This is a genomic window from Streptomyces gossypii, assembly GCF_025165795.1.
Lineage (GTDB): Bacteria > Actinomycetota > Actinomycetes > Streptomycetales > Streptomycetaceae > Streptomyces > Streptomyces gossypii.
This window is the reverse complement of record NZ_JAJAGO010000014.1, coordinates 165,416-192,010: the sequence shown is the minus strand read 5'-3', so window position 1 is coordinate 192,010 and position 26,595 is coordinate 165,416. Positions and strand designations below refer to the sequence as shown.

The window sequence follows — 26,595 nt, the reverse complement described above, 5'->3', positions numbered from 1 at the left end:
TAGGAATGCTACCGAATACCCAGCACAAAAGATCGCTTTTACTTGCGGATCCGAGCCGCCACAGTGGTGGGCATGCCCCCTTCGTCAACGAGTACCACCACGGCCATGGATATGCGGCGCCCCGGAGTGCTGGTGATGGCGGGGGCGGCGTGCACCGCTGCTTCCGGCGCCTTCGTGAAGCTTTCCGGCACCGAAGCGGGGACGGCTGCGTTCCTGCGCTGCGCGCTGGCGCTGCTGGTGCTGGCGCCGTTCGCCGTGCGCGAGTACCGCAGGGTGGGGGCCCGTGACGGGCGGCTGCTGCTGCTCGACGCGGCGGCCGGGGCGCTGCTGGGCATCGACTTCGTGCTGTGGTCGGCCTGCGTCCTGAATCTGGGCGCCTCCATCGCGGCCGTGCTGCTGAACGTGCAGGTGATCGTCTTCCCGTTGCTGGCGAGGATGGTCTCCGGCACCCGGCTGCCCGGCCGGTTCGTGCTCGCCATCCCGGTGATGCTGGCGGGCGTCGCGCTGGCGGGCGGCGCGGTCGGCGGTACGGGTGCGGGCGGCGATCCGGTCACCGGCGTGCTCCAGGGCACGGCCTCGGGGGTTGCGTACGCGGGCTATCTGTTCCTCACCCGGCTCGCGGGCGGTCGCAGGCACTCGGTGCAGCCGGTGTGCGTGTCCACGGCGGCGGCAGCGGCGGCCGCTGCCGTGCTGGGCGGTGTCTGGACCGGCATCTCGCTGCCGGACACCCCGGCCGCCTGGGGCTGGCTCGCCGCGTTGGCGCTGATCGGTCAGGTGCTGGCCTGGCTGCTGATAGGTGCCGCGCTCCCCCGGCTGGCGCCGAACGTCGGCGCGGCACTGCTGCTGATGCAGCCCGTCCTCGCCGTGCTGGTCGGCGTCGTGGCGCTGGCGGAGCGGCCCACGCTCTGGCAGATCGCGGGCAGCGTCCTGGTCGTCGCCACCGTCTGGTACGCGACCCGCGCCCCGCGCGGCGACCGCCCGTCCGGAAGTGCGGGCGGGAGTGCGGACGGGCGTCCCGTACGAGCGGCTCCGGCCCTCGTCACGGCCACGGCCCCGGTGACCGCGCGAAGCGAACCGCACGAGGCCGGGCTTCCACCGCAGCGCTGACGAGCCGTTACGCGGCGGGCGGGAAAAGGCTAGCGTGCGCATATGCGTGAGGTTCTGATCATCGGCGGCGGCGTCATCGGACTGACCACAGCGGTCGTACTGGCCGAGGACGGCGCCCAAGTGCGGCTGTGGAGCCGGGACGCGGCGGCGGACACCACCTCGGCCGTGGCCGGGGGCCTGTGCTGGCCCTACCGCATCGAGCCCGCCGAGCAGGCCGTCGACTGGTCGCTGCGGTCCTTCGCGGCCTTCGCGGCGCTGGCCGGGGACCCCGCCCTGACCGGGGTGCGGCGGGTGGCGGGCCGGATGGACAGCGGCTGGGCACCCGAGGCGTGGACGGCGCTCACCGGCAGCCCGCCGGTGACTCCGCTTGTCGACATGCCGACCTATCTCCGCTATCTGCGCCAGCGGCTGGAGAAGGCGGGCGGACGGTACGAGGAGCGGGCCGCCCGCTCGCTGCGGGAGGCGGCCGGTGAGGCCCCCGTCATCGTCAACTGCACCGGCCTCGGTGCGCGGGAACTGGTGCCCGATCCCGCCGTCCGGCCCGTCCGCGGGCAGGTGGTGATCGTGGACAACCCGGGCATCGAGGAGTGGTACGTCGCCGCCGGCCCATCCTCGGCCCACCCGGTCTATCTCCTGCCGCAGCCCTACGGGCTCATCCTCGGCGGCACGGCGGAGGACGGCGCGACGGATCTCGTACCCGCCCCGGCGACGGCGGAGGCGATCATCGCCCGCTGCGTCCGCGTGCACCCCGCGCTCGCGGACGCCGCCGTGCTGGAGCACCGGGTCGGGCTGCGCCCGTACCGCCCCGCCGTGCGGCTGGAGACCGAGACGCTGCCGGACGGCGGCGTCTGCGTGCACCACTACGGCCATGGCGGGGCGGGCATCACCGTCTCCTGGGCCTGCGCCGAGGACGCCGCCCGACTGGTGCGTACGGCGTCGCCCGGCGCGTAGGCCCTGTCCGGGCGATCCTCTCGAACCTGCGAGGACCCGGCACCCGTCCCCATGCCCGCCTCGGTGGCTACCGCGATGGCGAACGCAGCCTCGCCTACCCGCTGGCCGGCTCCACGGGCCCCGGCGGCCCGGTCATCGCTGACCGCGGCTTCTGGTCGGTCGAGTTCGCTCACCACTTCACCCTGGCGGGCGCGGATCTACTGGTCAGGCTCAAGAGCAGCCGTCGGGCCGGAAGACCGGTACTCAAGGAGGCGCAAGCCTTTTCGCGGCTCTAGTTACTGGGGGCTCTCTCGGACACATCGGTCACCGCGGCAGCCATCAGTGCCACGAAGTTCTCGGTCCAGCAGTCGGACTCCTTCGTCGCGACTTCGACGCCGCATCGGGCACAGACGAGGTTGGGGCCGTCTTGGCCAGCGAGTCCGCAGCAACCACTGATGCGCCGTTGATCGGAGTGAAGCGCCGTTCCAGGAACGTCGTCCGGGTGAAAGATCAGAAGGGTGCCGTCGAAGTTGGTCTTGAAAGTACCCAGGGCCACCCGAGGCGGAACGACCTCGTGGTTCGGCGGCCGCTCCGGGCCTCTCGCTGGATCCCCCGGTACCACTTCGCTCGTTACAGGCTGCTGACAGTTGGCACAGCGAAAGACGGTCATACAGTCATCCTCCTCGCCCGGCGGTGCCCACGCCTTCGTCGCCATAGCGGCGCTGCGCATCGTCGGCTGACTACCTGAATCCGCCAACGTGGGCAGAGTGGTGATCCCCATCCGTCAGGTGCCAGCGCGCTGGGCGATGTCGAGGGCCTTGGAGCGATGTTGTCCAGTGCGCCTGGCTGGAGCGGTTCACTGTGTCGCTGCGGCGGTGAGCTGCCTCGCGTGCTGTTCTTCGAGCGTCGGGTAGTCGGTGTAGCCCTGTGCGCCGTGTGTGTAGAGGTGCTCCGTGTCGATCGGTGTGGCGAGCGGGTCGTTCGCAGCGATGCGCGCGGGCAGGTCGGGGTGAGCGAGGAACGCGCGTCCAAAGGAGATGAGGTCCGCGTGGCCCTGTGTGAGTACTTGTTCTCCCTGGTGTTGGGTGGTGGGCGCGTGGTTCTCGCCGACGTTGGCGATGAGCGTGCCGTTCCAGCGCGGTCGCAGATCTGCCAGGGCCGGGTAGTCGTCGTTGTCGGTGAGGTGGAGGTAGGCCAGGCCGAGTGGGGCCACCGCATTGAGCAGTGCGCGGTATACGGGGGCCGGGGAGCGCTCGGACATGCCGAATTGTGGGTTACCGGGAGAGAGGCGGAGCCCGAGCCGGTGCGCTCCGATGGCCTCGGCGACTGCGGTGACCAGTTCGACGGCGAACCGGGTCTTGTCGCGTCCGTACACGTCTGTGCGGAGGTTGGTGTTGTCGGCGAGGAACTGGTGGGTCAGGTAGCTGTTGGCGCCGTGGATCTCCACGCCGTCGAAGCCTGCCTGTAGGGCGTTGCGTGCGGCGGCCACGTGATCGTCGATCGCGATACGGATGTCGTCCTTCGTCATCTCGCGTGGTACGGGCGCCTCGGCCTTGCCGTCCTTGACGTGCACGGGTCCTGGGACCGGCACAGCGGATGGCCCGGCCGGGACGTCGCCAAGCAGCCGTGAGCGCGGGTGCCCCTGGCGTCCGCCGTGCATGAGCTGAGCGACGATCCGCCCGCCGCGTACGTGTACGGCCTCGGTCACCGCGTGCCAGCCGACGATGTGGGCCTCGGTCTCCAGCCCCGGGATGCGCCAGCCGCTCTGCCCCCGGCGGTGTGGCCAGATGCCCTCCGTGACGAGGAGTCCGGCTTCCGCGCGCTGCGCGTAGTAGTCCGCGACCACCGGGAGCGGGGTCCCGTCCTCGTGCGCGCGGAACCGGGTCATTGGGGCCAACACGAGACGGTTGGGGAGGGTGAAGCTGCCGGAGGAGTAGGGGGCGAGGAGCGGAGAAGTGGCCGTGTTCGTCATGCGGGAACCGTAGGATCTGACACCAGTGTCAGCTTCAACCCTTGAGCCAAGTGAGGGGCTGGAAACCCATGAAGATCGGTGAACTGTCCCACCGTACGGGCGTGAGCGTGCGATCCCTGCGCTACTACGAGCAGAAGTGCATCCTTGCCTCCGAGCGTACGGCCGGCGGGCACCGGGAGTACCCGGAGGCAGCCGTCGACCGCGTGATCCTTATTCAGCAATTGCTGGCCGCCGGGCTGAGCGGCGACAAGATCGCGAGTGTGCTTCCCTGCATGCGAGACCACGATGGAGGTCCGGCGGAGACGGCGACTCCGTGGCTGGTCGACCAGCTGGAGGCAGAGCGTAGCCGGATCGACCGCTCAATCGAGGACCTGCGTTACACGCGCGAAGTCCTGGACGAGGTCATCGTGACGGCGGCGGGCTGACGAGCTCGGGGGATGGAAGTCTGAGGATTCTCGTTTGGATCAGCAGGCGGACCACAGGAAGATCCCCGCGACGTGAAGTCCGGCCACGTGGATGGTTGCGGTCTTCTCGTAGCGGGTCGCGATGCCGCGCCACTGCCTCAAGCGGTTGATGCATCTCTCGGCTGTCAGGACCACGTTCGGCCTGGTGCGGGGCCGTCCACGTCGGCGGGGAACACGCACACGTGACCTCACCTCGGCGAAGGCGGGAGCGTCACCGGTCTGACCGGCAGTGAGGTGGAAGGCGGGCCTGCACTGTCCGTCGGACGCGCCCAGCGCACGTCAGTCAACGACATACTCAGGCCGACGATCAGATGATCCGAACGAAGCGCCCCAGCCGCGGGGCGCCCTTCGGTTGAAAGCGGGACTGAGAGGACACGCCTGCCGCCCACGCATCATGGACATGGCGAGTGTTGCCAGAGTAGACAGCAGGCAGCGAATCCTGTCCCGACAGAGTGGGAGCACTCGTGCGTCACAGATACCTCGCCCCGGCGGCCCTCGCCGTCAGCCTGCTGCTGACGGTCCCGGCGTCGGCGGCGGAGCCCTCACCAGGTACGCCGGGCGTAGGCGACCCCTACTACCCCGACTACGGCAACGGCGGCTACGACGTCTCGCACTACGACCTGCGCCTGAAGTACCAGCCGAAGAACGACCGGCTCAGCGGCACCGCGACCCTGCTGGCCACCGCCACCCAGGATCTGTCCCGCTTCAACCTCGACTTCGCCCTCGACGTCCGGGAGGTCCGGGTCAACGGCCGCAAGGCCGCGTTCACCGCCTCGGGCTCCCACGAGCTGGAGATCACCCCGGCCCGGACGCTGGCCGAGGGCGAGCGGATGACCGTCGTCGTGCGCTACTCCGGTATCCCCTCGAAGGTGGAGGTGAACGGCTACACCTCCTGGCACCGCACCCCGGACGGCGGTGTCGCGGCCAACGAACCGGAGGCCGCCTGGTGGTGGTTCCCGAGCAACGACCACCCCACCGACAAGGCGACATACGACGTCAGCGTGGCCGTACCGGACGGCACCGAGGCCGTCAGCAACGGCGTGCTCACCTCGCAGCGCTCCCAGGCGGGCTGGACCCGCTTCGCCTGGCGCTCGGACCAGCCGCAGGCCACCTATCTGGCCACCCTGGCCGTCGGCGAGTTCGACATCACCACCGACGAGACGGCCGACGGCCTGCCGGTGCTGAACGCCTACAGCGAGAACCTGGGCGAGAACGAGAACGCCGCCCGCGCCAGCATCGAGCGCACCGGCGAGGTCACCGAATGGCTCCAGGGGTACTTCGGGCCGTACCCCTTCAACGCCATCGGCGGCTATGTGCCCGACACCGACACCGGCTACGCGCTGGAGACGCAGACCAGGCCCTTCTACAGCCCCCGGAAGTTCGCCCAGGGCGCCAACGTCTCCGTCGTGGTGCACGAGATGGCACACCAGTGGTACGGCAACAGCGTCTCGGTCAGCCAGTGGAAGGACATCTGGCTCAACGAGGGCTTCGCCAGTTACGCCGAATGGCTCTGGTCCGAAAAGCAGGGCGAGGGCACCGCACAGGAGCTCGCCGACTGGGTCTACGACTCGCACCCGGCCGACGACGCGTTCTGGACGGTGAAGCCGGGCGACCCGGGCGCGGAGAACCAGTTCCACGCAGCCGTCTACGACCGGGGCGCACTCGCCCTCCAGGCGCTGCGGAACAAGATCGGTGACAAGGACTTCTTCGCGATCCTGGAGGGCTGGCAGCAGGAACGGTCGGGCGGCGACGCCGCCGTAGCCGAGTTCACGGCCTACGCCGAGAAGGTGTCCGGCGAACCGCTCGCCGCGCTCTTCGACACCTGGCTGTACCAGCCGGTGAAGCCGGACGCGTCCGCGTCCGGAGCCGCCGCGAACAGCGGGCGGAGCAAGGCGGCGGCTCCCGTGGAGCCGAAGTCCTGGCGGAAGATCCAGGCCTCGCACCAGCACCCACACCCGCACTGATCACTGCCCCCGCAGACACCGTGTACGAACGCGGCCATCTGGTGGCCGCGTTCGTACACGGTCTGCCTCCTGCACCGTCTGCGGGACCGCCGTCAGTACAGCCCTTCCAGCTCCTGGAGCAGCTTCCGCTTCGGGCGGGCGCCGACCATCGACTTCACCGGCTCGCCGGCACGGAAGAGGGCGAGTGTCGGCATCGACAGCACGTCGTAGGCGGCCTGGGTGCGCGGATTGTGGTCCACGTCGAGGGTGACGATCCTGAGCTGGCCCGCCAACTCACGGGCCACATCCTCCAGTACCGGCGCGATCATGCGGCACGGCGGGCACCACGAGGCGGTGAAGTCCACCAGTACGGGCAGATCCGACGCCAGCACCTCCGCCGCGAACGTCTCGTCGGTCACCTCGGTCACGGCCTTCGCCGGCCGGGTGTTCACGGGCTGGGCATTCAGGGGCTGTGTGGCGGGCTGTGGTGTCACGGTGTGGGCCTCTCGGTTCGCTCTACGGGGGTGGTGTCCGGGGTTTCCTGCGGGTGCGTGCTCCACTCACAGCGCGGTTCCGCCACGGAGGCCTCCAACTCGGCCCGTGCCAGATCCGCGCCGACCTGCTGCCGTACGGCGTGCAGCCGCGCGATGCAGTCGTCCAGCTCGGCGAGCTTGCTGCGGTAGACCTCCAGCGAGGCGGGGCAGGAGTCGCCCGCCGGATGCCCGGCGCGCAGACACTCCACGAACGGCCGGGTCTCCTCCAGGCCGAAGCCGAAGTCCCGCAGGGTGCGGATCTGCTCCAGCAGCCGCAGATCCTCCTCGTCGTAGGCCCGGTAGCCATTCGTTGTACGGCGGGCGGGCAGCAGCCCGCGCGCCTCGTAGTACCGCAGCGTCCGGGTCGTCATCCCCGCGCGCTCGGCCAGCTCCCCGATCCGCATGGCCCCGACGTTAGACCTTGACCCCGACGTCAACGCCAGAGCGGCCGGGCCCGACTGTCCGCACGGGTTTCACAGAACTGGTGAGACAGCAATACTGTTGAACATTGACGGAGTATCGACGGAGTGCAGCACACGGAGAGAGGTACGGGTGATGGAGCAGCAAGCAGACGCGGACAGTCTGACCGTCGACCAGCTCGCCGCCCGTGCGGGCGTCACGGTCCGTACCGTCCGCTTCTACAGCACACGCGGACTGCTGCCACCGCCCGCCATCGGCCCCCGGCGGGTCGGCCGCTACGGGCCAGACCACCTCTCCCGGCTGCTGCTGATCGAGGAGCTGCAGAGCCAGGGCATGACCCTCGCCGCCATCGAACGGTATCTGCAACGCCTGCCGGACGACCTCACCGCGTACGACCTGGCCATCCACCGCGCCCTGGTCGCCTCCTGGATGCCGGACACGGTCGACGAGGTGACCAGAGAGCAGTTGGAAGGACGCGTCGGCCGGAAGCTGACCGACGACGACCTGAGCAGGCTCGAGGCCATGAACGTACTGGAGGGCGCCGAGGACACCGGGAAGGCCGAGGACACCGGGAAGACGGGCGTCTTCCGGGTGGACCCGGGCATGCTGCAACTCGGGGTGCGGCTGCTGGACGTACCGATCTCCCAGGAGACGCTGCTCGCCTCGCGGGAGGTCGTACTCGAACACACGCGCTCGGCGGCGCGCGAGCTGAGCAGGCTGTTCAAGGACGAGGTGTGGCTGCCTTACCGGGAGCGGGAGGCCGACCCGGAGCAGGTGGCCGCGATGAAATCGCTGTCCGCCCATATGCAGCCGATGGTGGTGCAGGCGCTGCTCACCGCGTTTCAGCGCTCGCTGAAGGAGGAACTCCGCAACGCGTTTCCCTCCGAGGGCGGTGGCCGAGACGCGGGCGCGCCCACTCCGCCGGAGTCGGGGCACCCGCCAACGGGGTGACGGAACCCGTACCCGCCCCGGGGGGCGGGGCCCCGCTGGGCCGTGTCCGGCGGCACCCGGACTCACCCGCACCGGCGAAGCGCCCGCCTGTGCGGTGCCCGCTGGGCGGGCACCGCCGGGCAGCAGGGTGGGCGTACTCACCGTTGCGGCGGGAAGATCATCCGCCGCAACGGCGGCAAGCCGGACCGGACAGGTCCGGCGGCGTACGCGAGCATCCGCACTCGCGAAGCGTCTGCGGTCAGGAGACCGTGTCGGTGAAGGGCTCGCCCGTGCGGGCCTTTTCGGCGAGGAGGGGCGGGGTGGCGAACCGCTCGCCGTGTAGGGACTCCAGTTCGCGGGCGCGCTCGGCGAAGCCCGCCGGGCCGCCCTCGTAGCCGTTGATGTACTGCATGACGCCGCCGGTCCAGGGCGGGAACCCGATGCCCATGATGGAGCCGATGTTGGCGTCCGCGACGGAGGTCAGCACACCCTCCTCGAAGCAGCGCACGGAGTCGAGGGCCTCGGCGAAGAGCATCCGCTCCTTCAGCTCGGTCAGGTCGGCCAGTGCCGGGGCCGGGGCCCCGTCCCCCGACGCCGCCGGGCCGAAGTGCTCGCGCAGCCCCGGCCACAGCCGCACCCGCTTGCCGCTCTCGTCGTAGTCGTAGAACCCGGCGCCGCCACTGCGGCCCGTGCGTCCGAAGTCGTCGATCATCCGGTCGATGACGGTGTCCGCCGGGTGCGCGGGCAGGCTGACGCCCTCGGCCTCCAGTGCCCGCCGTGTCTCGTCCCGGATCTTGCGGGGCAGGGTGAGGGTCAGGTCGTCCATCAGGGCCAGCACCTTGGCCGGGTAGCCCGCCTGGGCGGCGGCCTGTTCGATGGTGGCCGGGTCGATGCCCTCGGCCAGCATGGCCATGCCCTCGTTGATGAAGTCGCCGATGACGCGAGAGGTGAAGAAGCCCCGCGAGTCGTTGACGACGACGGGTGTCTTCTTGATCTGCCGGACGAGGTCGAAGGCGCGTGCCAGCGCCTCGTCCCCGGTGTCGCCGCCACGGATGATCTCGACGAGCGGCATCTTGTCGACGGGCGAGAAGAAGTGCAGTCCGACGAAGTCGCCTCGGCGCTGGACGCCCTCCGCGAGTGTGGTGATCGGCAGGGTGGAGGTGTTGGAGCACAGCAGCGCGTCGGGCTCGACGATCGCCTCGATCTCCTGGAAGACCTTGTGTTTGAGTGCCGGATCCTCGAAGACCGCCTCGATCACGGCGTCGCAGCCCGCCAGGTCCTGCGGGTCGGCGGTCGGGGTGATGCGGGCGAGCAGCGCCTCGCGCTTGGCTTCGGTGGTGCGGCCACGGGCGAGCGCCTTGTCCAGCAGCGATGCGGAGTACGCCTTGCCCTTGTCGGCCGACTCCTGCGAGACGTCCTTCAGTACGACCTCGATCCCGGCCTTCGCGCAGGAGTAGGCGATGCCCGCGCCCATCATCCCGGCGCCGAGGACGGCGACCCTGCGTACCTGGCGCGGCTCGATGCCCTGGGGGCGGTTGGCACCGGAGTTGACTGCCTGCAGGTCGAAGAAGAACGCCTGGGTCATGTTGGTGGAGATCTGGCCGCAGGCCAGCTCCGTGAAGTAGCGGGCCTCGATGACCTCTGCGGTGGCGAAGTCGACCTGTGAGCCCTCGACTGCGGCGGCCAGGATGTCGCGCTGCGCCGGGTAGGGGGCACCGGCGGTCTGCTTGGCGAGGTTCGCCGGGAAGGCGGGCAGGTTGGCGGCGAACTTGGGATGGGCGGGGGTGCCGCCGGGGATGCGGTAGCCCGGCACGTCCCAGGGCTGCCGCGATTCCGGGTGGGCGTCGATGAAGGCGCGGGCGGCGGCCAGCATCTCCGCCTCGGTCTCCACGACCTCGTGGACCAGCCCCACCTCCTTCGCCTTGGCGGGGAAGTACTGCTGGCCCTGGAGCAGTACGTTGAGCAACGCGTCCGTGATGCCGAGCAGCCGGACCGTGCGGACGACGCCGCCGCCTCCGGGGAGCAGGCCGAGGGTGGCCTCCGGGCAGCCGATCTTGGAGCCGGGCGCGTCGAGGGCGATCCGGTGGTGGCAGGCGAGTGCGATCTCCAGGCCGCCGCCGAGCGCGGCACCGCCCAGGGCGGCCACCACCGGCTTGCCGAGGGTCTCGATGCGGCGCAGGTCGCGCTTGATGCGCATGCCCGTGTCGAAGACGCGCTGGGCGTGTTCGGGGCGGGCGGCGATCAGGTCGCGCAGGTCGCCGCCCGCGAAGAACGTCTTCTTGGCGGAGGTGAAGACGATGCCGCGTACGTCGTCCTGTTCGGCTTCGAGGCGGTCGGCGACCGCGGTGAGGGACTCCTTGAACGCCTCGTTCATCGTGTTGGCGGACTGGTCGGGATCGTCCAGGACGAGGGTGACCACCCCGGTGTCGTCCCGCTCCCAGCGGATGGTTGTCGACTTCGTGGATCCAGCCATGATTCTGGTTCTCCGTAAGGGGGTTCGGGGGGGCCGTTCGGGCTAGGGCGGGCCGGTCAGAGGCGTTCGATGACGGTGGCGATGCCCATGCCGCCGCCGACGCACAGTGTGGCCAGGCCGTACCGCAGGTCGCGGCGCTCCAGTTCGTCGGTGAGGGTGCCGAGGATCATCGCGCCGGTGGCGCCGAGCGGGTGGCCCATGGCGATGGCGCCGCCGTTGACGTTCACCTTGTCCAGGGACAGGCCCATCTCGCGGACGAAGCGCAGCACGACGGCCGCGAAGGCTTCGTTGATCTCGACGAGGTCGATGTCCTCGATGGCGAGGCCCGCCTTGGCGAGTGCCTTGCGGCTCGCCGGTGCCGGGCCGGTGAGCATGATCGTGGGGTCGGCGCCGGAGACGGCGGCGGAGACGATGCGGGCGCGGGGCGTCAGTCCGTAGCGGCTGCCGACCTCCCCGCTGCCGATGGCGACGAGCGAGGAACCGTCCACGATGCCCGAGGAGTTGCCCGCGTGGTGGACATGGTCGATCCGCTCCACCCAGTGGTACTTCTGGAGCGCCACCGCGTCGAAGCCGCCCATTTCGCCGATGTCGGCGAAGGAGGGCTTGAGGGCGGCGAGGGTGTCGGCGGTGGTGCCGGGGCGGATGTGCTCGTCGTGGTCGAGCACGGTGAGGCCGTTGCGGTCGGTGACCGGGACGACGGAGCGGGCGAAGCGGCCGTCCTTCCACGCTTCGGCGGCGCGCTCCTGGGAGAGCGCGGCGAACTCGTCGACATCGCGGCGGCTGAAGCCCTCGATGGTGGCGATCAGGTCGGCGCCGATGCCCTGGGGGACGAAGCCGGTCTCGAAGCTGGTCATCGGGTCCATCGCCCAGGCGCCGCCGTCGGTGCCGAGCGGGACGCGCGACATGGATTCGACGCCGCCCGCCAGGACCAGGTCCTCCCAGCCGGAACGGACCTTCGCCGCAGCCATGTTGACGGCCTCCAGGCCGGAGGCACAGAACCGGTTCTCCTGCACTCCGGCCACGGTGTCCGGCAGTCCGGCGGCGATGGCGGCGATCTTGGCGATGTCCGAGCCCTGGTCGCCGATCGGCCCGACGACGCCGAGCACGAGATCGTCGATGGCGGCCGGGTCCAGGCCGGGGAGGCGGCGGCGCATCTCGTGGATGAGGCCCACGACCAGGTCGATGGGCTTGGTGCCGTGCAGGGCGCCGTTGGCCTTGCCGCGCCCTCGCGGGGTGCGGATGGCCTCGTAGAGGAACGCTTCGGTGGTCAAGGTCGGCAGCCTTTCGGGTGCGGGAGGTGCGGTAGGTGCGGGAGAGCTGGGAGGTGCGGCCGGGGGGTCAGTCGAGCAGCGAGCGGCCGATGATCTCCTTCATGATCTCGGTCGTGCCGCCGTATATCGTCTGGACGCGCCCGTCCGTGAAGGCGCGGGCGACGGGGAACTCGTTCATATAGCCGTACCCGCCGTGCAGTTGCAGGCAGCGGTCGGCGACACGCTTCTGGAGTTCGGTGGCCCACCACTTGGCCATCGACGCGTGCACGGCGTCCAGGCCGCTCTCGGCGTGGTCGGCGATGCACCGGTCGAGGAAGGCGCGGGTGACCGCGCACTCGGTGGCCATCTCGGCGATCTCGAAGCGGATGTGCTGGAGCCTGGACAGCGGGCGGCCGAACGCCTCGCGCTCCTTCACATAGCCGGTGGTGAGCTCCACCAGGGACTCGGCTGCGGTGACGGCCGCGACGGCGATGGCCATCCGCTCCTGGGCGAGGTTGGTCATCAGATGGACGAAGGCGCCGTCCCGCTCCCCCAGCAGGTTCTCCTTGGGGACCCGCACGTCGGTGAAGAACAGTTCCGCCGTGTCCTGTGACTTCTGCCCGAGCTTGTTGAGGTTGCGGCCGCGTTCGAAGCCCTCCGCTCCGCGCTCCACGACCAGCAGGCTCAGACCGTGCGCGCCGCCCTCGGGGGAGGTCTTGGCCACCACGATGACCAGGTCGGCCAGGATGCCGTTGGAGATGAAGGTCTTGGCGCCGTTCAGCAGCCAGTGGTCTCCCCGGTCCTCGGCGCTCGTGCGGATGCCCTGGAGGTCGGAGCCCGCGCCGGGTTCGGTCATGGCGATTGCCGTGATGGTCTCGCCCGAGCAGAAGCCGGGCAGCCAGCGGCGCTTCTGCTCGTCGGTGGCCAGTGAGGTGAGGTAGGGGCCGATGATGTCGTTGTGCAGGCCCAGGGCCAGTCCGGAGACGCCCGCGCGGGCGAACTCCTCGGCCTGGACGACGGCGTAGCGGAAGTCGTCGACTCCCCCGCCGCCGTACTCCTCGGCGACCGCGACACCCAGCAGGCCCTGCCTGCCTGCGGCCAGCCACGCCTCACGGGAGACGATGCCGTCCTCCTCCCACTGGGCGTAGTGCGGCTCGACCTCCTTCGTGAGGAAGGTCCGTACGGTCCTGCGGAAGGCTTCGTGGTCCTCCGTGAACAGTCGGCGTTCCATGCTCACTTGGCGCTCACTTCGCTTTCGTCGGTGTCGAGTGCGGGAAGGCCCCAGTCGCGGGCGACCTCGGCGGTGTCCGCGCCCGGCAGCGGGGGCGGGCGCCGCACGGACCCCGGGGTGGCGGAGAAGCGCGGGGCGGGAGCGGGCTGGGTGTCGCCGGCGTGCTCGACGAAGGTGCCGCGGGCGGCCAGTTGGGGGTGGGCGGGTGCCTCGCGCAGGCTCAGCACGGGGGCCACGCAGGCGTCGGAGTCCTGGAAGACGCCGGTCCACTCCTCGCGGGTGCGGGTGCGGAAGCGGGCGGCGACGGCCTCCCGCAGTTCGTCCCAGCGGGCGAGGTCCTCGCGGGGCGGCAGCGCGTCGCCGAGGCCGAGGAGGCGGGTGAACTCCGCGTAGAACTGCGGCTCCAGGGCGCCGACGGCCATGTGCCCGCCGTCGGCCGTCTCGTAGGTGGCGTAGAACGGGCTGCCGCCGTCGAACAGGTTCGCGCCGCGCCGGTCCTGCCAGCTGCCCGCGTTCAGCATGCCGTGGATCATGGCGGTCAGATGGCTGGTGCCGTCCACGATCGCGGCGTCGACCACCTGGCCCGCGCCGCCCTCCGTACGGGCCCGGTGCAGCGCCCCGAGCACGCCGACAACGAGATAGAGGGAGCCGCCGGCGAAGTCCCCGAGCAGGTTGGCCGGGGCGTACGGCGGGCCGCCCGCCGGACCGGAGAGGCCGAGCGCGCCGGTGACGGCGATATAGCCGAGGTCGTGGCCCGCGCGCTGGGCGAGCGGACCGTCCTGGCCCCACCCGGTCATCCGCCCGTAGACCAGCTTCGGGTTCCGCTTCAGGCACTCCTCGGGGCCCACGCCCAGCCGCTCGGCGACGCCGGGCCGGTAGCCCTCCAGCAGGATGTCCGCCCGCCCGGCCAGGCTGAGCACGGAGGCCGGGCCGTCGGCGCTCTTCAGGTCGATGATCACCGAGCGCTTGTTGCGGTTGGTGAGATCGCGTGCGGGGTCGATGTCGAGCACGGAGCCATGGGGGCGGTCAACCCGTACGACATCCGCCCCCAGATCGGCCAGCAGCATCGCGGCGAACGGGGCCGGTCCTATCCCGGCCAGCTCCACCACCCGCACTCCGTCGAGTGGACCGTCCGCCGCGCCGTGCCGCCCGTTCTCCGCTGCCGTCATCGCGCCCCCAGCCTTGTGACACTAATGATGTAACACCAGTGATGCTAAGAAGGCGCACCCGGTTCCACAAGCCCCCGTAGGGCACCGGCGGCACGTACGGTCACCCGGCACCAGAGCCCGGGGCGTCGACCGCCAGGGCCTGCGCTCGGCCCACTTCTTGGATTCGGCGGAAATACTCGCGGATGACGGCGAGTTCGTCGTCCGAGAAGCTCGCCAGCGCCTCGTCGTAGGCCGTGCCGGGTGCCTCCCACGCCTCGTTCAGCCGGGTACGGGCGGCGGGCGAGAGGGCGACCATCGCGCGGCGCCGGTCGTGGGGGTCTGGTTGCCGTACGACCAGTCCGGCCTTGGTGAGGCGGTCCACCAGACGCGTCGCGGAGCCGGCCGTCAGCCCGGTCATCTCGGCGATCCGGCCGGTGCTCTGCGGGCCTTCCTCCTGTTCGAGCAGGTTCAGGCACTGCAGATCGGTGGGGTGCAGTCCCTGCGCGTCGGCCAGCTTCTGGTTGAGCAGCGTCCAGGCGGCGTAGTGCCGCCTGCTCTCGGCGTTGAGCTGCTCGAGCAGCTCGGAACGGTTTGACACCGGGCCCTCCATGGCTCAATCTTACTTGCGCCACGCAATCTCTTCGTGGCGCAACTAATTCGTGGCGCAGATGTTTCGTCGCGCCTGAATTCTACGGGCGCGCACGCATGCCGGCGCGCTCCGCTCCACTCCACCACTCCGGAAATGAGCATCGCTGTGAGTACCGTCGCGTCCTCCGACGCCGCCTCCCCCGCATCGCCGCCCCTCGCGTCCCCGTCCGAGCCCCTTCCCGTCCGAAAACGCTGGGCCGTACTGGCAGTCGTCCTCGCGGCCGACGTCCTCGACCTCGTCGACGCCACCCTCACCAACATCGCCGCCCCCACCATCACCGCCGACCTGGACGGCGGTCACGGCCTCGTGCAGTGGCTCGGCGCGAGTTACGCGCTGGCCCTGGGCGTCCTGCTGGTCGTCGGCGGGCGGCTCGGCGACAAGTACGGCAGGCGGCGCGTCTTCCTCGTCGGGCTCACCGGCTTCACCCTGACCTCGGTGGCCTGCGGACTCGCACCGTCCGCCGTCTTCCTGGTGATCGCCCGGCTGCTCCAGGGCGCCTTCGGCGCACTGCTGATCCCGCAGGGCTTCGGCATCATCGGCGCCGTCTTCCCGCGCGACCAGATCGGCAAGGCCTTCAGCGCCTTCGGCCCGGTACTGGGCGCCTCCGCCGTCGGCGGGCCGATCCTCGCCGGCTTCCTCATCGAGGCGGACCTGCTGGGCCTGGGCTGGCGCGCCATGTTCCTCATCAACATCGTGCTGGGCGGCGCCGCGCTGTTCGCCGCCGTCCGGCTGCTGCCCCGGGACACCGGTGATCCGGCCACCCGAGTGGACGGGATCGGCTCGGGTCTGCTCTCCGCCGCGATGCTCGGCCTGCTCGGCGGTCTGATCCGCGGCTCGGAGAACGGCTGGACACTCATCCCGGCCCTGCTACTCACCGGCGGCCTCCTGTCCGGCTTCCTCTTCTGGCGGCGCCAGCACACGGCAGCGAGCCCGCTGATCGAGCCGTCCCTGCTCAAGAACCGGGGCTTCACCTCCGGGCTCCTGCTGGGGGTGGCCTTCTTCGCCGCCGTGGCCGGACTCCTCTACGTCCTCTCGCTCTATCTCCAGCAGGGCCTGGGACGTTCGCCCATGGGTGCCGCGCTGGGGCTCGCGCCACTGGCGGCGGGCATCGTGATCGCCTCCATCGCCTGCTACGGACTGGTCGGCAAGCTGGGCCGCCGACTGGTGCTGACCGGTCTGCTCGTCACGCTCGCGGGCACCGGCTGGCTGCTCGCCCTCGTGCACTCCTCCGGCACTTCGGCCGGCTCCTGGGCGCTCGTCCCGCCCGTGTTCGTCCTCGGCCTGGGAATGGGCACCTGCTTCGGCACCGTGTACGACGTCACGATCGGTGACATCGACCCCAGGGAGGCGGGGAGCGCCAGCGGTTCGCTCAGCGCGGTGCAGCAGCTGGCCAACGCGCTCGGTGCCGCCGCCGTCACCACGATCTACTTTCACCGGCTCGGCACCTCCGACGTGCGGGCGGCCACGGTGCTGAGCCTGGTCGTGGTCGCCGCCGTCACGGTGCTCAGCTGCGCGCTGGTGGGCCTGCTGCCGCGCGGGGCCCCGGAGCAGCGGCAGCACTGAGAGCCGGTCGGAGGCCACCCGGCAGACTCTGCGGGCGCGTACCGTCGGGGCATGACCGATACCGACGCGACGCGGGGCGACATACGGCCTCCCGGGCTCAACTCCGACGAGATCCCCACACTTTGCGCCTTCCTCGACTACCTGCGGGACGCGGTGGCCGCCAAACTCTCCGGTGTGGGCGAGGAAGCGGCCCGGACGCCGGGGGTAGCGTCCGGGACGAGCCTGCTGTGGCTGGTCACCCACCTGACAGCGGTGGAGCACAACTGGTTCGTGTGGGCGTACGAGGGTGTCGGCGACGCACCCCTGGAAGACGAGGCGCCGCCCCTCGGGGAGGAGACCGTCGCGGAGGTGCTGGACCGCTACCGCGCGGCGGTCCGGCGCTCCCAGGAGGCCGTCGCCCGCTGTACGGATCCGGGGCGGCCGGGCGTACGGTCGCTGCGCGAGACCGCGGCGCCGTCCATGCGGTGGACTCTCGTGCACATGATCGAGGAGACGGCGCGGCACGCGGGCCACGCGGACATCCTGCGCGAGCAGCTGGACGGCTCTACCGGCCGCTAAGGGCTGTCCTGGGAAGCGGCGGCCGTTCCTGCCCCGGCGCGCTCCTGCGCGGCCAGTACCGCGTCCCCGTGCCGGAAGGCCCATTCGCCGAATGCCTCGATCGGGTCGAGCAGCGTGGCTCCCAGTTCGGTCAGCGCGTACTCGACCCGTGGGGGCACCTCGCGGTAGGAGCGGCGTTCCACGAGCCCGTTGTACTCCAGCCGCCGGAGGGTTTCCGTCAGCACCTTGGTGCTGATCCCGCCGATCCGCTCCCGCAGTTCACCCGGTCGGCAGGCCTCGTGCCGCAGGGCCCACAGGACCACCGCGTTCCAGGTGTTCGCCAGCAGGTCGAAGCTCATGCGGGCACGGCAGTCGGCGAGGAAGACGTCGTCCACGGCCCCGGTCACTCCCCCGCGCCGTGTTCGCGGGTGAACTCGGCGCGCCAGTGGCGCCCTTCGGGCCGTCCCCGGCCGCGGATGTCCTCCACCCGCACCGCCCGCACCCCGTCGTCGGCGAACGCGTCGACCTCGGCGCGGGTGAGCGGCCATGGCGGGCCCTCCTCCGGGCCGGCGGCCGCCTCGCGGGCGTTGGCGATGACCAGCAGCGTGCCGCCCGGGGCGAGCAGCGAGCGGACCCCGGCGACCGCCTGCCGCCGGTAGCCGGGCGGCAGGGACTGCACCGTCATGCTCTCGACCACCAGCGAGAAGGCGTGACGCCAGGAGCCGGGCAGCTCCAGCAGGTCGGCGGTGGTGTAGCGGACGGGCGAGTCCGGGGACCGCCGGCGCGCCTCCCGTACGGCGGAGGGTGCGACGTCGAAGGCGGTGGTGACGAATCCGAGCCGGGCGACATACTCGGCGTCATCGCCCAGCCCGGCGCCGACCACCACGGCCGACCGCTCCTCACCGCGCAGCCCGCGCACCTCCGCCCACTCCACCAGCAGCCGGTGCTGCGCGCCGCCGTGCCAGGGGACCACGGCCTCGCCGGCCGACGCGGCGGCGTACAGGCGCTCGAACCAGCGCGTCGGCACGTCGTCCGCGTCGGCCGACTGCGCCGCCAGACGTCTGGCGTGCGCGTCGGGGTCGTGGTCCCGTCCCCCACCGGTCATCCGTGCTCCTCACCGCGCTTCACTGCCGGACAAGCTTCCGTAGCGCAAGTATCCACCGCGACCGGCATTCCGCCGTTACGCACCGATCGGTTCCTGTCGGACTTCATAGGGTCGTTCCGAACGACGATCCGGGCACAGGAATGAGAGGAGTCAGGATGCGCATCGGCATTCTGGGGGCGGGCAACATGGCGGACGCACTGGGCACGCAGTGGGTCCGCGAGGGCCATGAGGTGCTGGTCAGCGGCCGTTCGCCGGAGCGGGCCGCCGCGCTGGCGGCCCGGCTCGGGTCTCCCGCCCGGTCCGGCACCTGGCGGGAGGCCGCGGAGTTCGGGGAGGCGGTGCTGCTCGCCGTACGGGCAGAGGGGGTGGCCGAGGTACTGCGGGAGGCGGGCGCGGAAGCGGGTTCGCTGCGCGGACGGACGCTCATCGACTGCACGAACCCGATCGTGCAGGAGCGGCTGACCCTCTTCACCGAGGGAGGCCCGTCGATGGCCGAGCGGGTCGCGGAGACGTCCGGCGCGCGGGTGGTCAAGGCCTTCAACGCCTGCCACGAGGACGTGTGGCGGATGACGCCGCCCGTTTTCGACGGCAGACCGCTGGCCGTGCCGCTGTGCGGTGACGACCCGGGCGCGCTGGCGACGGTGCGCTCCCTGGTCACCGATCTGGGCTGCACGCCGGTCGACGGCGGCGCCCTGGAGCGCGCCGGACTGCTGGAGGCGACCGCCGCCTTCCTGATCGGCCTCTGGTTCGGCGGCGCGGACGCGCAGGCCATCGCCCCGCCGCTGGCCTGGGCGACAGGCGGCAGCTAGTGCTTCGTCAGGCAAGGTTTGCCTGACGAAGCACTAGGGTCACTCGCCGATGAAGCCGTGGGTGCGGAGGAAGTACAGTGCGGCGTCATCGGCGGTCCGGCCGTCCAGGTCGACCATCGCGTTGAGGTCGATCACGGTGGCCTTGGTCAGTTTCTGCCCGATGCGCTCGGCCAGGCCGGCGAGTTCCGGGTACTTCCCGAGGGTGTCCTTCCGTACGGTGAGCGCCGCCAGTTCGGTGGTGAAGTGGCCCCGGTCGTCCTCCAACACCTTCAGGTTCAGGGACTCCAGGCGGGCGTCGGTGGTGAACACCTCGGCGAACTGGCAGGGGCTGCCCTTGGCCACGTTGACGTAGTTCAGGGCCAGGGCGTTCTGGTAGACCTGCGGGGCGGGAAAGGTCACCTCGTAGGTCTTCTGGATGGCGCGGATCTCCCGGTCGAGGAACTCCGCGGCGCCGCACAGCGTCAGCCCGCCGGGGTGATCGTCGCCGAAGTCCTTGAGGTCGCTGAGCCGTTCGACCTCGCCCAGGGCTCCGGTGGCGTCACCGCTGCGGGCGATCGCGTACTGGTTGCCGAAGCGGGCCGGTCCGAGCCACTCGATGCCGTTACGGCGTGCGTCCTCGCGCGCGGTGGCCCGGAACTGCTTCTGGGTGCCCTGCACCGGGGTGTCGTGGCCGAGGAACTGTGTCCAACCGGTGCCGGAGTACTCCCAGTACATGTCCACGTCGCCGCTCTCCAGCGCGCTCCGGACGATCGTGGAGCCGTTCAGACCGGTCTGGTCGCCGGTACGGGCGCCCGCCGCCCGCAGCGCGTAGAGCATGATCTTCCCGAGTATCTGCTGCTCGGTGAACTCCTTGGAGCCGACGGTGAACTGGGCGCCCTTGAGGTCGAACTCCTCGGCCAGCGACCCGCCGCGCAGGTCCCGCTCACCGACCGAACCGCTCTCCCCTGCGGCGCCGGAGCAGCCCGCGACCGCGAGCACGGCCAGGGCGAGCAGTACGCAGAGCCGCCGCCGGGCCCGCGTCGCACTACCCGGCCCGCCGGGCCCGCCCGTCCTGGTCAGCCTTCGCGCGTCCATCCGGCTTCCTCTCTGCATGTGGTTGCGGGGTGCTGCTCGCCGGTCACAAGCCGCGCGGGCGCAGGAAGTCCTCGGCGATACCGGCCAGCCAGTCGATGAGCAGGGCCAGCACCGCGACCAGGACGCTGCCGGTCACCAGCACCAGATTGCGGCTGGAGCTGATCCCGTTGGAGATGACGTCGCCGAGGCCGCCCGCGCCGATGAAGGTGCCGAGGGCGACCGTGCCGACGGTGATCACCAGGGCCGTACGGACCCCGGCGAGCATGACCGGGACGGCCAGCGGCAGTTCGATGCGCCAGAGCACTGCGCGGGGCGTCATTCCCATGCCGAGTGCCGACTCGACGACGGAACGGTCCACCTGCCGCAGCCCCGCGATGGTGTTGCGGAGCACCGGCAGGATCCCGTAGAGCACGAAGGCGATGACCGCGATCTGGTTGACGCCGAGGCTGACGAAGGCGACCGTCAGCAGCACGATCAGCCCCAGCGAGGGGATCGCCTGCCCGATGCTCGCCAGCGCGAGAACGGGCCCCGAGACGTGCCGGGCCCAGCGCCGCGTGAGCAGCACACCGAGGGGGATCGCGACCGCGAGGATGAAAGCGGTGACCACCCCGGTGAGTTCGAGGTGCTTGACCGTACGGCTTATCAGGTACTCCGAGTTGAGGCTGCGCTCTTCGATGAGGTCCCGGGGCTGGGAGGAGACATAGAGGGCCAGGACGAGGAGGACGAGGCCGAGGCAGAGGGGGGTGAGGGCATAGCGGAGCAGGAGGCGCGTGGGCATGGGGCCTACGCCTCCTGCAGGTGATCGGAGCTGGAAGGCGCCCCGGCCGCACGGGTGTTGATCAGCTCACGAAGGGTGTCCATCTCCACCACCCCCCGGTAGCGCCCGTCGCCGTCGACCACCGCGGCCGCCGAAGCGTTGACGGTGAGCATGTGGTCCAGCGCGTCGAACAGGCTGTCCCGCGGACCCAGCGGGGAGAGCAGCGGCAGCCGCTCGCCGGGCCTCCGGTCCTCTCCGGTGACCGGGAGCCAGCCGACCGGGCGTCGTCCGTCGCCCAGCACCAGCAGATAGTCACGGTCGCTGCCGCGGGCTGCCGCGCGCAGAGTCTCGCCGTCTGAAGTCTCCTCCACGGTGGGCCAGTCGGGCAGGACGACGCTCTCCAGGCGCGTGAGCGACAGCCGTCGCACCGAGGCACCGGACCCGATGAACTCGGTGACGAACCCCTCTGCGGGGTCGGCCAGGATGCGCTCGGGGGTGTCGTACTGGAGCACCCTGCCGTTGTCGCCGAAGATGGCGATGCGGTCGCCCATCTTGATCGCCTCGTCCATGTCGTGCGTGACGAACACGATGGTCTTGCGCACCGCGGCCTGGATCCGTAGGAATTCGTTCTGTAGCGCCTCCCGGTTCAGCGGGTCGATGGCGCCGAACGGCTCGTCCATCAGCATGACCTGCGGGTCGCCGCCCAACGCACGGGCCACACCGACTCTTTGCTGCTGCCCGCCGGAGAGCTGCTTGGGGTAGCGGCGGCGGTACGTCTTCGGGTCGAGGCCGACGAGATGGAGCAGTTCGTCGACCCGTTCGCCGACACGGCGCCGGTCCCAGCCCAGCAGTCTGGGCACAGTGGCGATGTTGTCCGCGACGGTGCGGTGCGGGAAGAGGCCGCCCTGCTGGATCGTGTAGCCGATGCGGCGGCGCAGTTGGGGTGCCGGGACTTCGGTGACGTCCCGTCCGTCGAGGTGGACCCGGCCGGAAGTCGGTTCGATGAGGCGGTTGATCAGCTTCATGGTGGTGGTCTTGCCACAGCCCGAGGGCCCTACGAACGTGACGATGTGCCCGGCGGGTATGTCCAGGGTCAGTGCGTCGACGGCGGCTTCGGACTGGCCGGGGTAGCGCTTGGTAAGGGCGTCCAGACGGATCATGGTCCGGTCGGCGGCACCGCCTTCGGGTGTCCCTCGTGTCACGTCAGGCACCGAGCCTCCCTGGTGTGGTGAAGCGGTTCACGATGGCGTAGAGGGCGTCGAAGAGCACGGCGAGCAGCACGATGCCGGCGACGCCCTCGATGGTCAGATAGACGGCGAACGGAGTACCCGCGGTGGCCAGTCCGTCGAGGATGAGGTTGCCGAGGCCGGGTCCGTTCACGGCGGCGGCGATGGCGGCGATACCGAGCAGCAGCTGTGTCGCGACGCGCAGGCCGGTCAGCAGCACCGGCCAGGCCAGCGGGAGTTCGATGGTGACCAGGACCCGCATCCGGCCCATGCCCATGGCGTGGGCGGATTCGATCACGGCTGGATCCAGCTCCCGGAGCCCGACGATGGTGTTGCGGACCACCGGCAGCAGAGCGTACAGCGTCAGCGCCACCACCGAGGGGGCGCTGCCGAGCCCCAGCGGGGTGATGAGCAGGCCGAACAGGGCGTAGGAGGGGATGGTCAGCAACAGCCCGGCCACCCCGAGCACGGCGGCACGGGGTGCGCCCGTGCGGTAGGTGAGCACGGACACCGGCACGCCGATGAGTACGGCCAGTCCGAGGCTCTGGAGCACGAGCACGGCGTGGGCCACGGTGTGGTCCAGCACGTCCGTCCAGTTCTCCGCGAAGAATTCGGGGAAGGTCATGGCGGCCCGCCCCGCGCGCTAGGCGTGGGCCGGGGCGGTGGCGAACGCCTCGGTGTAGAAGGTGTCGAGCTCCTCGACGAGGGCGCGGAAGGTGGGGTGTTCGTCGAACATCCACTCCGTGTGTCCGGCTCCCTCGATGAGGTGCAGCCGTTTGGGTTCGCCCGCCTGCTCATACAGCCACTGCGCTTCCTCGGGACGGTGCAACTCGTTCTCCGCGCCGTGCACCACGAGCAGCGGGCGGGGGGCGATCCGGTGGACGATGCTCTGCGGCGAGAAGCGCAGCAGCATGTCCGCGGACTCCAGCGAGACGCCCGAGCCGAAGCCCGGTGCCTTGTACAGCTCCTCACCGACATAGCCGTCGGTGCGGTCGTCACGGTCCAGCCGCACGATGTCCCAGGGCGAGACGATCTCGGACCTGCCGAGCGCGGCGCGGCGCCCGCGGTCCTCGGTGACCCGCTCCAGTAGGCTGTTCCAGCTGGCCTCATCGTGCATGTTGCGGGTGGAACGGGCGCCGTCGCTGATGCAGTTGACGGCGGCGACGGCCCGTACGCGCTGGTCCTCGGCCGCTTCGGCGATCACCACGCCCCCGCCCATGCCCCAGCCGAGCAGCCCGATCCGGCCCGCGTCGATGCCACCGGTCGCTCCGGCCCGGTCCACGGCCGCCCGCAGGTCCTCGGCCCACTCCTGGGGGACGAGACGGCCGCGCTCACCCTCGCTGAGACCGAAGCCCCGGTAGTCGAAGGCGATGACGGCGTAGCCACGGGCGGTCAGGGCGCGGGCGAAGCGTTCGGGGTGGATCACCTTGAGCCCTTGGTACCCGGAGGCCGGTATGACTACCGGGTACGGGGCGGCGGCTCCGCCGTCGTCGGGAAGGTGCAGGTCGGCGTCGAGACGGAGGCCGCTGCTGAAGAAGGGGAACGGGCGGGAGATCACCGGGATTTCCTCCTGGTAACGGGGGCTGGGCAAGCGGGTGAGCAGGTGCGGGGGACGGGATCACGGGGATGGGGGTGATGGGGACGGGCTGCGCGGGACGGCCCGCCGGATCAGTTGCCCGCCATGGCGCGGGAGAGCTGATGGGCGGCCGAGCACACCACCCGGCCGGCCCGGTCGAGTTCGCGGCCCATCCGGTATCGCGGGCCGGAGACGTTGAGCGCGGCGGTCACCCGGCCCCGGAAGTCCCGTACCGGGGCGGCTGCGCCGACCAGGCCGACCTCGAACTCCTCCCGCACCAGGGCGTATCCGCGCTCCTGGTCTCCGTGCAGGCGGTCGAGGAAGTCCGCCAGGTCACGAGGTGCTCGCGGCGGCGGAGGGGTGCGGGACCCGGAGGTGCCGAAGGCCGTGTCGGCAAAAAGGTCGCGGATCTCCTCGTCCTGGTGGTCGAGCAGCAGGGCACGTCCGGAGGAGGTGGTGTGCAGCGGGGTCAGCCTGCCCACCCATCCGGCAGCCTGCACCGTGCGCATGGGGCTCTCGGAGAGCACCGTCAGCGCTCCGTCGGCCGTGAGCACGGTCAGATGCACCCGCTCTTTGAGCACGTGGACCAGGCGCCGCAGCACGGGCGGTGCTTCGGCGAGCAGCCGCTGGTGTCCGGCGTTGGTGGCGATGGTGAACACCCGCCAGCCGAGGCGGTAGACGAGGGTGTCGGGGTCGCGCTGGACCAGACCTGCCTGGTCCAGCGCCTTGAGTGCGCGGGACACCTGGGTCTTCTCCCGGCCGACTCGCCGTGCGATCTCGACCACCCCCAGGCCGCCACGCTCCGCCGCCTCGTCCGCCCCGAGGGCCGTCAGGATGGCGAGGGTGCGGTGAAGGCCGGATGAACGAACGGGTGTCGTCATGTCAGGAGCATGACCGCGTACTCCGTCACCGACAACCCCTGTTGCTTCCACAGCAACCTGCGGCCCCGCCCCTCGGCCCTTGGGGTCTGTCAGAGGACGACCAGCGCCTCGGGGTGTTCCGACGCGCAGGCCCGCAGCGCACCCGGATCGAGCCCCTCGCGCGCCAGCACGTCGAGGAGCAGCTCCAGCGCTTCGGGCGGGCTCGGTGAGTCCGGCTGCCCGGCATCCGAGGACAGCACCAGATGCTCCAGCCCCACCCGTGACGCGTAGGCGGCCAGCCGCGCGGCCGTCATCCCCGGCTGGTGGAGCAGCTGGAAGGCGGTGATCTCGGCGAGCGCACCGGTCGCCGAGGCCAGCTCCGCCGCCTCGCCGGCCGCCATGGCGGGCACCGTGTAGCCGGGATGGGTCAGCAGCAGCCTGCGTACGCCGAGTCCGCGGGCGGTCGGCAGGAGCCAGCGGACCTCCGGGGTGCTGAGATGGCCGGTGGCCAGCACGGCGTCCGCCTCGGCGATCAGACGGCAGACCGCGCGCACGTCCTCGCCCGCGTCGTGGTCCGCGACGGGCGGGATTGCATAGGATTCGGCGGAGAGTTCCCTGCGGGCCGCGGACAGGCTCGGGAGCCCGGCCCGGCGCTGGGTGTGCGCGTCGGCGGTGGGCATCCAGACGATGCGGCCCCCCGCGTCCAGTGCGGCGGCGACGGCTGCGGGGTTGACGCCGCCGGTGTGCTGGTTGAGGGCGATGCCGCCGTGGACGCGCAGCGGGTGGGCGCGGGAGGCGGCGGCCGCCCGTCCGACGGTGGACTCGTAGTGGGCCTTCAGGACGCACCCGGAGAAACCGGCGTCGGCGTAGGCCGCGACCACGTCATGGTCGTCGGCCGACCGGGGCGTCACATCGGGTGCGGCATGCACATGGAGGTCGAACACCGGGCCAGGCTGCACCCGTACGGGGAGACCGGCAACCGCTGTTGTTCCGGCGGCAACCCCCACCGCCGCGGCCCGGTCGACCGCGGCGGGCTCAGTCCGCGACGTCCCGCATCAGGCGGTTCACCTCGCGGGAGACCAGTCCGAAGCGCGCCTCCTCGATGAGCGGCATCTCCCGGCGCCTGCGCCGCACCGCGTCCACGTCCAGATCGACCACAGTCAGCGACTCCGCACCGCGCGGCGCTTCCGCGACCACCGTGCCCCACGGGTCCAGCACTCTTGATCCGCCCCAGAAGGACGCCTTCCCCTCCTCGCCGACCCGGTTCACGAAAACCACCCAGCACTGCTGCAGGCGGGCGATGTTGAGCAGCAGGTCCTGCCAGTAGACGGCGGTGTCGATGGCGCCGGGAGCGAGACCGGCCGCGCTGTTGGTGGGCACGAACAGGATCTCGGCGCCGTCCTGTGCGGCCAGCCAGGGCAGTACGGGCTGCCAGGCGTCGTTGCAGATCAGCGTCGCCACCCGGGCGTGCCGGGTGTCGAAGGCGCGCAGCGCGTGTCCGGGGCTGAAATGCTTGCGCTCCTCCCAGTCCAGGTAGTTCGGCAGATACAGCTTGCGGTGGGTATGCACCAGCGCGCCGGAGGAGAGGTACGCCGCGGAGTTGTAGCGGCGCATCCGGCCGTCCTCGTGCAGTCCGATCAGCACATCCGGACCGTGCCCGGACAGCTCGGTGAGGCGGGGGTCGTCTGCGCCCACCGACTCGTCACCGGGCACCGAGCCGAGTGCGTAGCCGTGCAGGCTCAGCTCCGGGAAGACCACCAGGTCCGCCCGGCGGGCGGCGGCTTCCCTGACCACACGCCGTGCGGTGTCCACATTGGCCCGCACGGCACCCAGTTCGCAGTCCACCTGCGCCAGCGCGATCCGCACGCACAACACCCCCTCCTTCGGGACTTGCGGTTCTACGGTCCCGGGGAGGTGGCTGGCAAGGGCGGTTGCGCACCGGACAACACGGGGGGGCGCACGGGCTGCGTGTTCCGGAAGGTGCGTACCGGGCCGGCGTACCGGCCGGGCGTATCGGCGGCGCTCGCGGGGCAGGGTC

The 26,595-nt window shown here is 71.0% G+C and carries 26 protein-coding genes and 1 pseudogene; 8 read left to right on the top strand and 19 right to left on the bottom strand.

All coding sequences use genetic code 11. The features are described 5' to 3' along the window. The first annotated feature begins 72 nt into the window (after nt 1-72). Both LHJ74_RS27440 and LHJ74_RS27435 read left to right on the top strand, forming a co-directional pair. Nucleotides 73-1,107: a DMT family transporter gene (locus LHJ74_RS27440; RefSeq protein ID WP_260220951.1), complete on the top strand. Its 1,035-nt coding sequence runs from the start codon at nt 73-75 to the stop codon at nt 1,105-1,107. Nucleotides 1,108-1,149: 42 nt separating this feature from the next. Continuing rightward, nucleotides 1,150-2,058 carry an FAD-dependent oxidoreductase gene (locus LHJ74_RS27435; RefSeq protein ID WP_260220950.1) on the top strand — a complete coding sequence of 303 codons (909 nt, stop codon included), beginning with the start codon at nt 1,150-1,152 and terminating at the stop codon, nt 2,056-2,058. Between the two features lie 835 nt (nt 2,059-2,893). Here the strand turns inward: LHJ74_RS27435 and LHJ74_RS27430 are convergent. Continuing rightward, nucleotides 2,894-4,009 carry an alkene reductase gene (locus tag LHJ74_RS27430; protein WP_260220949.1) on the bottom strand — a complete coding sequence of 372 codons (1,116 nt, stop codon included), beginning with the start codon at nt 4,007-4,009 and terminating at the stop codon, nt 2,894-2,896. Between the two features lie 68 nt (nt 4,010-4,077). On the opposite strand from LHJ74_RS27430, the gene LHJ74_RS27425 reads away from it, so the two are divergent. Next, entirely contained in the window at nt 4,078-4,434 is a 357-nt protein-coding gene (locus tag LHJ74_RS27425) for a MerR family transcriptional regulator (protein ID WP_260220948.1), read from the top strand. Nucleotides 4,435-4,473: 39 nt separating this feature from the next. Here LHJ74_RS27425 and LHJ74_RS27420 read toward each other — a convergent pair. Further along, nucleotides 4,474-4,740 (bottom strand): annotated as a pseudogene (locus LHJ74_RS27420) (hypothetical protein); the annotation flags it as partial. 197 nt (nt 4,741-4,937) lie between these two features. Between LHJ74_RS27420 and LHJ74_RS27415 the strand changes: the two are divergent. Continuing rightward, the gene (locus tag LHJ74_RS27415; protein ID WP_260220947.1) at nt 4,938-6,437 is read left to right on the top strand and encodes a M1 family metallopeptidase; all 1,500 of its coding nucleotides are present in this window, start codon (nt 4,938-4,940) and stop codon (nt 6,435-6,437) included. 92 nt (nt 6,438-6,529) lie between these two features. On the opposite strand, the gene trxA is transcribed toward LHJ74_RS27415, so the two are convergent. Beyond that, nucleotides 6,530-6,868 carry a thioredoxin gene (trxA, locus tag LHJ74_RS27410; protein WP_311203358.1) on the bottom strand — a complete coding sequence of 113 codons (339 nt, stop codon included), beginning with the start codon at nt 6,866-6,868 and terminating at the stop codon, nt 6,530-6,532. Between the two features lie 38 nt (nt 6,869-6,906). Continuing rightward, on the bottom strand, nt 6,907-7,353 hold the full coding sequence (locus LHJ74_RS27405; RefSeq protein WP_260220946.1) for a MerR family transcriptional regulator: 447 nt from the start codon (nt 7,351-7,353) through the stop codon (nt 6,907-6,909). Between the two features lie 151 nt (nt 7,354-7,504). Between LHJ74_RS27405 and LHJ74_RS27400 the strand changes: the two genes are divergently transcribed. After that, nucleotides 7,505-8,320 carry a MerR family transcriptional regulator gene (locus tag LHJ74_RS27400; RefSeq protein WP_260220945.1) on the top strand — a complete coding sequence of 272 codons (816 nt, stop codon included), beginning with the start codon at nt 7,505-7,507 and terminating at the stop codon, nt 8,318-8,320. A 238-nt stretch (nt 8,321-8,558) separates the two neighbouring features. Here the strand turns inward: LHJ74_RS27400 and LHJ74_RS27395 are convergent, their stop codons facing one another. From LHJ74_RS27395 to LHJ74_RS27375, 5 genes are all read right to left on the bottom strand, one after another. Then, on the bottom strand, nt 8,559-10,772 hold the full coding sequence (locus tag LHJ74_RS27395) for a 3-hydroxyacyl-CoA dehydrogenase NAD-binding domain-containing protein (RefSeq protein WP_260220944.1): 2,214 nt from the start codon (nt 10,770-10,772) through the stop codon (nt 8,559-8,561). Between the two features lie 56 nt (nt 10,773-10,828). Next, complete coding sequence (locus LHJ74_RS27390) at nt 10,829-12,043, bottom strand: acetyl-CoA C-acetyltransferase (protein WP_260220943.1); 1,215 nt, start codon at nt 12,041-12,043, stop codon at nt 10,829-10,831. Between the two features lie 67 nt (nt 12,044-12,110). Beyond that, a complete protein-coding gene (locus LHJ74_RS27385; protein ID WP_260220975.1) occupies nt 12,111-13,253 on the bottom strand; it encodes an acyl-CoA dehydrogenase family protein in 1,143 nt (380 codons plus the stop codon). 2 nt (nt 13,254-13,255) lie between these two features. Further along, nucleotides 13,256-14,422, bottom strand: a complete 1,167-nt coding sequence (locus LHJ74_RS27380; RefSeq protein ID WP_260220942.1) for a CaiB/BaiF CoA transferase family protein — start codon at nt 14,420-14,422, stop codon at nt 13,256-13,258. A gap of 100 nt (nt 14,423-14,522) precedes the next feature. Further along, nucleotides 14,523-14,999 carry a MarR family winged helix-turn-helix transcriptional regulator gene (locus LHJ74_RS27375; RefSeq protein ID WP_375546850.1) on the bottom strand — a complete coding sequence of 159 codons (477 nt, stop codon included), beginning with the start codon at nt 14,997-14,999 and terminating at the stop codon, nt 14,523-14,525. Nucleotides 15,000-15,155: 156 nt separating this feature from the next. On the opposite strand from LHJ74_RS27375, the gene LHJ74_RS27370 reads away from it, so the two are divergent. Both LHJ74_RS27370 and LHJ74_RS27365 read left to right on the top strand, forming a co-directional pair. Further along, nucleotides 15,156-16,613 (top strand): MFS transporter, encoded by a 1,458-nt coding sequence (locus LHJ74_RS27370; RefSeq protein WP_260220940.1) that lies wholly within the window; start codon nt 15,156-15,158, stop codon nt 16,611-16,613. Between the two features lie 51 nt (nt 16,614-16,664). After that, the gene (locus LHJ74_RS27365; protein WP_260220939.1) at nt 16,665-17,171 is read left to right on the top strand and encodes a DinB family protein; all 507 of its coding nucleotides are present in this window, start codon (nt 16,665-16,667) and stop codon (nt 17,169-17,171) included. Here LHJ74_RS27365 and LHJ74_RS27360 read toward each other — a convergent pair. Both LHJ74_RS27360 and LHJ74_RS27355 read right to left on the bottom strand, forming a co-directional pair. Beyond that, nucleotides 17,168-17,509, bottom strand: coding sequence for a winged helix-turn-helix transcriptional regulator (locus tag LHJ74_RS27360; RefSeq protein WP_260220974.1), 342 nt, complete (start codon nt 17,507-17,509; stop codon nt 17,168-17,170). The genes LHJ74_RS27365 and LHJ74_RS27360 overlap by 4 nt on opposite strands. A 44-nt stretch (nt 17,510-17,553) precedes the next feature. Further along, complete coding sequence (locus tag LHJ74_RS27355; RefSeq protein ID WP_260220938.1) at nt 17,554-18,255, bottom strand: class I SAM-dependent methyltransferase; 702 nt, start codon at nt 18,253-18,255, stop codon at nt 17,554-17,556. Between the two features lie 155 nt (nt 18,256-18,410). On the opposite strand from LHJ74_RS27355, the gene LHJ74_RS27350 reads away from it, so the two are divergent. Continuing rightward, nucleotides 18,411-19,064, top strand: a complete 654-nt coding sequence (locus LHJ74_RS27350; protein ID WP_260220937.1) for an NADPH-dependent F420 reductase — start codon at nt 18,411-18,413, stop codon at nt 19,062-19,064. A gap of 39 nt (nt 19,065-19,103) precedes the next feature. On the opposite strand, the gene LHJ74_RS27345 is transcribed toward LHJ74_RS27350, so the two are convergent. From LHJ74_RS27345 to LHJ74_RS27310, 8 genes are all read right to left on the bottom strand, one after another. Further along, complete coding sequence (locus LHJ74_RS27345) at nt 19,104-20,138, bottom strand: glycine betaine ABC transporter substrate-binding protein (protein WP_260220936.1); 1,035 nt, start codon at nt 20,136-20,138, stop codon at nt 19,104-19,106. A gap of 43 nt (nt 20,139-20,181) precedes the next feature. Next, a complete protein-coding gene (locus tag LHJ74_RS27340) occupies nt 20,182-20,916 on the bottom strand; it encodes an ABC transporter permease (RefSeq protein ID WP_260220935.1) in 735 nt (244 codons plus the stop codon). 5 nt (nt 20,917-20,921) lie between these two features. After that, nucleotides 20,922-22,106, bottom strand: coding sequence for an ATP-binding cassette domain-containing protein (locus LHJ74_RS27335; protein WP_260220934.1), 1,185 nt, complete (start codon nt 22,104-22,106; stop codon nt 20,922-20,924). Next, the gene (locus tag LHJ74_RS27330; RefSeq protein WP_260220933.1) at nt 22,099-22,746 is read right to left on the bottom strand and encodes an ABC transporter permease; all 648 of its coding nucleotides are present in this window, start codon (nt 22,744-22,746) and stop codon (nt 22,099-22,101) included. Before LHJ74_RS27330 ends, LHJ74_RS27335 begins: the two co-directional genes overlap by 8 nt. Nucleotides 22,747-22,764: 18 nt before the next feature. Beyond that, on the bottom strand, nt 22,765-23,679 hold the full coding sequence (locus tag LHJ74_RS27325) for an alpha/beta hydrolase (protein WP_260220932.1): 915 nt from the start codon (nt 23,677-23,679) through the stop codon (nt 22,765-22,767). 110 nt (nt 23,680-23,789) lie between these two features. After that, the gene (locus LHJ74_RS27320; RefSeq protein ID WP_260220931.1) at nt 23,790-24,578 is read right to left on the bottom strand and encodes an IclR family transcriptional regulator; all 789 of its coding nucleotides are present in this window, start codon (nt 24,576-24,578) and stop codon (nt 23,790-23,792) included. An 89-nt stretch (nt 24,579-24,667) separates the two neighbouring features. Then, a complete protein-coding gene (locus tag LHJ74_RS27315) occupies nt 24,668-25,501 on the bottom strand; it encodes a DUF6282 family protein (RefSeq protein WP_260220930.1) in 834 nt (277 codons plus the stop codon). 91 nt (nt 25,502-25,592) lie between these two features. Next, nucleotides 25,593-26,423 carry a nitrilase-related carbon-nitrogen hydrolase gene (locus LHJ74_RS27310; RefSeq protein WP_260220929.1) on the bottom strand — a complete coding sequence of 277 codons (831 nt, stop codon included), beginning with the start codon at nt 26,421-26,423 and terminating at the stop codon, nt 25,593-25,595. Nucleotides 26,424-26,595: the final 172 nt, after the last annotated feature.

What these genes read in the sequence shown, in the direction of transcription:
- LHJ74_RS27440 (WP_260220951.1), top strand. Translation starts at nt 73, where the DNA reads ATGCCCCCTTCGTCAACGAGTACCACCACGGCCATGGATATGCGGCGC.
- LHJ74_RS27435 (WP_260220950.1), top strand. Translation starts at nt 1,150, where the DNA reads ATGCGTGAGGTTCTGATCATCGGCGGCGGCGTCATCGGACTGACCACA.
- LHJ74_RS27430 (WP_260220949.1), bottom strand. Translation starts at nt 4,009, where the DNA reads ATGACGAACACGGCCACTTCTCCGCTCCTCGCCCCCTACTCCTCCGGC.
- LHJ74_RS27425 (WP_260220948.1), top strand. Translation starts at nt 4,078, where the DNA reads ATGAAGATCGGTGAACTGTCCCACCGTACGGGCGTGAGCGTGCGATCC.
- LHJ74_RS27405 (WP_260220946.1), bottom strand. Translation starts at nt 7,353, where the DNA reads ATGCGGATCGGGGAGCTGGCCGAGCGCGCGGGGATGACGACCCGGACG.
- LHJ74_RS27400 (WP_260220945.1), top strand. Translation starts at nt 7,505, where the DNA reads ATGGAGCAGCAAGCAGACGCGGACAGTCTGACCGTCGACCAGCTCGCC.
- LHJ74_RS27395 (WP_260220944.1), bottom strand. Translation starts at nt 10,772, where the DNA reads ATGGCTGGATCCACGAAGTCGACAACCATCCGCTGGGAGCGGGACGAC.
- LHJ74_RS27385 (WP_260220975.1), bottom strand. Translation starts at nt 13,253, where the DNA reads ATGGAACGCCGACTGTTCACGGAGGACCACGAAGCCTTCCGCAGGACC.
- LHJ74_RS27380 (WP_260220942.1), bottom strand. Translation starts at nt 14,422, where the DNA reads ATGACGGCAGCGGAGAACGGGCGGCACGGCGCGGCGGACGGTCCACTC.
- LHJ74_RS27365 (WP_260220939.1), top strand. Translation starts at nt 16,665, where the DNA reads ATGACCGATACCGACGCGACGCGGGGCGACATACGGCCTCCCGGGCTC.
- LHJ74_RS27360 (WP_260220974.1), bottom strand. Translation starts at nt 17,509, where the DNA reads ATGAGCTTCGACCTGCTGGCGAACACCTGGAACGCGGTGGTCCTGTGG.
- LHJ74_RS27355 (WP_260220938.1), bottom strand. Translation starts at nt 18,255, where the DNA reads ATGACCGGTGGGGGACGGGACCACGACCCCGACGCGCACGCCAGACGT.
- LHJ74_RS27350 (WP_260220937.1), top strand. Translation starts at nt 18,411, where the DNA reads ATGCGCATCGGCATTCTGGGGGCGGGCAACATGGCGGACGCACTGGGC.
- LHJ74_RS27345 (WP_260220936.1), bottom strand. Translation starts at nt 20,138, where the DNA reads ATGGACGCGCGAAGGCTGACCAGGACGGGCGGGCCCGGCGGGCCGGGT.
- LHJ74_RS27340 (WP_260220935.1), bottom strand. Translation starts at nt 20,916, where the DNA reads ATGCCCACGCGCCTCCTGCTCCGCTATGCCCTCACCCCCCTCTGCCTC.
- LHJ74_RS27330 (WP_260220933.1), bottom strand. Translation starts at nt 22,746, where the DNA reads ATGACCTTCCCCGAATTCTTCGCGGAGAACTGGACGGACGTGCTGGAC.
- LHJ74_RS27320 (WP_260220931.1), bottom strand. Translation starts at nt 24,578, where the DNA reads ATGACGACACCCGTTCGTTCATCCGGCCTTCACCGCACCCTCGCCATC.